A 4,175-nucleotide genomic window follows, 5' to 3' on the forward strand; every position below is an offset into this window, starting at 1 on the left:
CTTGACGCCGCACACCATGCCGTTGTCCTGGTATTCCTTCCAGCCGGAACCGGCCAGGTAGCCGCGCACCACGGCTTCCACGGGCAGGGGCTTGAGCTTCTTGACCAGCATCGAGCGACCTTCCACCTGGCCGCGCTCGGCGGCGCTCACCACGCTGACCGGGTCATCCCCGGTGAGGTGGTTGGGGGCCACGTCCTTGAGCAGCTCGAACCAGAACAGCGCCATCTGCGTCAGCAGCGCGCCCTTGCCGGGGATCGGCTCGCCCATGATGACGTCGAAGGCGCTGATGCGGTCGGAGGCCACCATCAGGATGCGGTCGTCGCCGACGGCGTAGTTGTCGCGCACCTTGCCGCGGGCCAGCAGCGGCAGGGAGCTCAGTTGGGAAGTGTGCAGGGCTTGGGTCATGGCAGCGGTCTTCGTTCAGGTCAGCTCGGCATTATCCCGCGAGCGGGCTCACAGCCCCAGCGCCTTCAGGCGGCGCGCGTGTTCCACGTAGGGGCCGATCGGGTCGGCGCCTTCGCCCACCAGGCCGCCAATCTGGTTGACGATCTGGAAGTGGTTGAGCGGCAGGTCGTCGCGGATGACCTGCCCCAGGTGGCTGGCGCAACGCCCCACCAGGCCATCTCCCTCCTCCTTGCTGAACGCCAGGTCGGTCAGGGCCATCTGGTAGTCAGCGGGGTTGAGCCAGTTGTGGAATGCACCAACACCGCTCCAGGAGTAGTAGCGGATCCCGTCCGCCTGGGCGGCCCCTTGACCACACGGCTCGGACGGCACACCACCAGGAAAGCGCCGGTTGAAATCGGCTGCGCCCTCGCTGTGCAAGGAAGCCAGCGCTGCCCCGACGTCCTGCGGCAAATCGGTGCCGCTGGCCCAGTTCACGAAACGACCGATCTGATGTCCCAAGCCCATGATGAGGCTCGCTGCCCAGGTGTCGCCTTTGACCTGTTTCTGCATCCAGTCGCCAAACTCCGAGCCGAAGGTCGGGCCTGCGACGGCGGTCACGGAAGCCACCCACTCGGGCTTTTTGCGCGCCACATAGCGGCTGGTCTGGCTGCCGTGGCTGTGGCCGATCAGGTGGACCTTCTGCGCGCCGGTTTCGCGCAGGATCTGCTCGACTTGCGGGATCAGTTGCTCGCCGCGGACCTCGGACGTGTTGAAGGCCGACACCTGCACCACGCGCACCGTGGCGCCCTCGGCCACCAAGGCATCGACGATGCCGCGCCAGTAAGGCAACTTGCCGAGCCAGCCCAGGTCCAGCTCCCTGAAGCCCATCATGCCGTGCACCAGCACGATGGGGTAGCGCGGCCCCGAGGGCGATGCGGCAGCCCCACCGACCACCACGGGAGCGGACACCTCGGCGCCTGGCGCTGGCTGCCCCACCGTGCTGACCGGCCACGCCATGGCGGTCACCAGGGCCCCGATCACGCCCATTCTTCTCAGGGGGAGCCCCCCAGCTTGCTTGCTCGACACTGCGTTTCCTTTCGCCAGGGGCGTTACCGCGCCACCCGCTGAGTGGCGCGGGATGTTACCTCCGCCAGCGAACGAAACCGCCCCCGCATCGGGGGGCGGGCGGTGTCACCGAGGTGACCCGAGCGAGACGCCTTGAGCCTGGGCCTGCGTCCAGGCCTCCAGCCTTGGCCACTCCTGGGGAGTGAAGTGCCGCTGCCTGAGCGCCAACTCCGCCTGCTCGCGCAAGGTCGTGCTCAGGCTGGGGTCGGCCTGCAACGCCGCGCGGCCCTGCAGGTAGCTCGCCACCCTTTCGCGCCAATCATCGCGCCTGGCATCGAGGGCCTCGAGCCGGTCGGTGACCTCTTGCCCGACCAGGGCCAGCCGCGCAGACCGCAGGGCCTGGGCGTCACCGCCCCGTGACTGCCAGTCCTCGCGCAGGGCACGCAGATCGGCCACGGTGTCGGCCACCGTCAGGCGCTCGCGCAAGGCTGGCGGCAACTGCGCTTGCAAGGCCTTGAGCCGCAGGGCCTTGGCCGTGCTGTCCAGCGAGGCGTCTCGCCACAGGCTCAGGCGCGCGAGGGTGTAGCGGTCCTCGGCATCGTCATCCCCGAAAAAGGCCGCGAGCTCCTGCGCATCGAAATGCGCCTGCTTGAGCGAATGAATGCGCTCGAAACGGGCCCTGAGCATGTCCGGCTCCAGCGTGCTCACGTCGGCCTGGGGGTCTTGCTGCCCGAGCTCGGATCGCGCTTGCTGAAAAGCCATGTAGCGGGCCAGCAGGTCGCGGGCGGTGACCAAGGCCTGCGGTGGCAGCAAGGACTTGAGGTGCGCATCCAGCCGCGCCAGAACGCGGGCTTCGGGCTCCTCCCCGATCAAGGAGAGGAAGTAGTCAAACCGGTCCCGCAGCGCCCGATCGACCACCAAGCGCCCCTGCGCGTCGGCACGCACCTGACCATCGAGTTCGGTGCCCTGAAGGGACGCAGGCAAGCCTTCCACACCCGACTGCAACCCCGGCTCAGCTTGGGCACTCGCCTGGATCAGCGCGTGCCATCCGCCCGGTGCATCACCGCCGCCTTGCGAGGCGACAGCGGGAGCGCCCGCAGGGCGCCAGCCCCACCACAGCGCCCCGGACGCCGCCAGCGCGAGGCCAGCGATCCCCACCCACCCGCGTCGCGTCATCACAGGCCCGCCATCTTCAGTCGGTTGGCGTGAACGCGGTACGTCCCGACTGGGTCAACGCCCAGGCCCACCAAGCCGAAGAGCTGGTTGACGGTGTGCAGGTGGTTCATGCGGTAGTCGTCCCGGATGACCTTGCCAAGGTGGCTGGAGCACTGCCCGACCAGGCCGTCATTCGGCTTGCCCAAGAAGGCCAGGCCCGACAGCGCCAGCGCGTAATCGGCCGGGTCCAGCAGGTTGTGGATCTGGCCCACGCCACTCCACGAGTAGTAGCGCACGCCATTGGCCACCTCGGGCCCTTGTGCACAAGGCGTGGAGGGCACCCCACCCGGGAAGCGCCGATTGAAGTCCGCAGCGCCCTTGGTGGTCAGGGACTGCATGCCCGCGAAAGAATCCTGCGGCAGCTGGGGGTTGCCCGAGAGCAGGGCCACCAGCTTGCCCAGGCCACTGACCACCGATGCAATCACCTTGGTCAGCGTCGGCCCGCCCAGATCGGAGACGCCCTGCACCACGTCGGCCACCGGGGAGCCGAAGGTGGGCCCCGACACCGAGGTCACCGACGCAACCAGGTCGGGCCGCACACCAGCGACGTAACGCGACGAGTGGTTGCCATGGCTGTGGCCGATCAGGTTGACCTTGGGCTTGCCGCTGACGGCCACGATCTCCTCGACCTGCTGCAGCAGCTGCTCGCCGCGCAACTCGGACGAGTTGAACGCCGAAACCTGGGTGACGTAAACGGTGGCGCCGTTGGCCCGCAGGTTCGACGGGATGCGGTACCAGTAGTCGATGGGCCCGATGTTGTCAAAGCCAGTCATGCCGTGCGCCAGCACGATCGGGTAGCGCGTCTGGCCGTAGGTGCTGGCCGCGGCCGGGAGTGCGGCGGACAAGAGTGCGAAGGAGGCAGCCGAAGCGGCGAGGAGCCGGACTTGTTGTTTCATGTGGGGACTTCCAGTTGATTGCAGAGCGGAGAACTGGCCTCCGGGTATCCCCCATTCGGGGAATGACCGCTCCTGAGCTCCACTGGCGTCCTTCGAGAAACCAGGGCAGCCAGAGCACGGCAGGCCTGGCAACCATTTTCAAAACCTCCCCACAACGGGGTATTGCGAAGGCACGCAGACACCTTGTTCCGAGACGCAAAACCCGGGAATGCGCCAGGAACTTTTGACGACAAATCGGGCGCCGTCATCGCGGGTTATGCGCATGCGCTGCTCGAACACCTGGAAAAGTCCGGACATGACCCGGCCCGCATCCTCGGCGACGAGGTGCGTCATTTGCTGCAGACGCCCGCATCCCAGCGGCTGGATGGCCAGTTGAGCTCGCGCCTCCTGGCGCACGTGTGCGCGGTGTTGAACGACCCGGTCTACCCCCTCAGGCTGGCCGCACATGTGCAGCCCAGGCACCTGGGGCTGGTGGGCTACCTGGCGATGGCCTGCCCGACCCTGGCCGATGCGGCGCTGGTGCTGCACCGATACGAGCCTTTGCTCGATCAGGTCAGCCTGACGGCTTTGTCGATGCAGGAGGGCCAAGTTCACATGACCTGGCTGCCCGTGATG

General features: G+C 67.5%; 5 protein-coding genes. 1 reads left to right on the forward strand and 4 read right to left on the reverse strand.

Annotated elements, in window-relative coordinates:
* The 4 genes from B2W70_RS08540 to B2W70_RS08555 all read right to left on the reverse strand — a co-directional run.
* A partial coding sequence (locus B2W70_RS08540) for a phosphoribosylaminoimidazolesuccinocarboxamide synthase (protein WP_286744794.1) occupies positions 1-405 on the reverse strand: 405 nt, incomplete at its 3' end.
* A 48-nt stretch (positions 406-453) separates the two neighbouring features.
* Positions 454-1,425 carry a lipase family alpha/beta hydrolase gene (locus B2W70_RS08545; protein WP_286744796.1) on the reverse strand — a complete coding sequence of 324 codons (972 nt, stop codon included), beginning with the start codon at positions 1,423-1,425 and terminating at the stop codon, positions 454-456.
* Positions 1,426-1,575: 150 nt separating this feature from the next.
* Positions 1,576-2,433: a lipase secretion chaperone gene (locus tag B2W70_RS08550; protein WP_286744798.1), complete on the reverse strand. Its 858-nt coding sequence runs from the start codon at positions 2,431-2,433 to the stop codon at positions 1,576-1,578.
* 191 nt (positions 2,434-2,624) lie between these two features.
* The gene (locus tag B2W70_RS08555; RefSeq protein WP_286744799.1) at positions 2,625-3,560 is read right to left on the reverse strand and encodes a lipase family alpha/beta hydrolase; all 936 of its coding nucleotides are present in this window, start codon (positions 3,558-3,560) and stop codon (positions 2,625-2,627) included.
* Between the two features lie 183 nt (positions 3,561-3,743).
* Here B2W70_RS08555 and B2W70_RS08560 point away from each other — a divergent pair.
* The coding region (locus B2W70_RS08560; protein WP_286744802.1) for an AraC family transcriptional regulator ligand-binding domain-containing protein at positions 3,744-4,175 on the forward strand (432 nt) is incomplete at its 3' end.

The organism is Aquabacterium sp. UBA2148 (assembly GCF_002328915.1).
GTDB lineage: Bacteria > Pseudomonadota > Gammaproteobacteria > Burkholderiales > Burkholderiaceae_C > Aquabacterium > Aquabacterium parvum.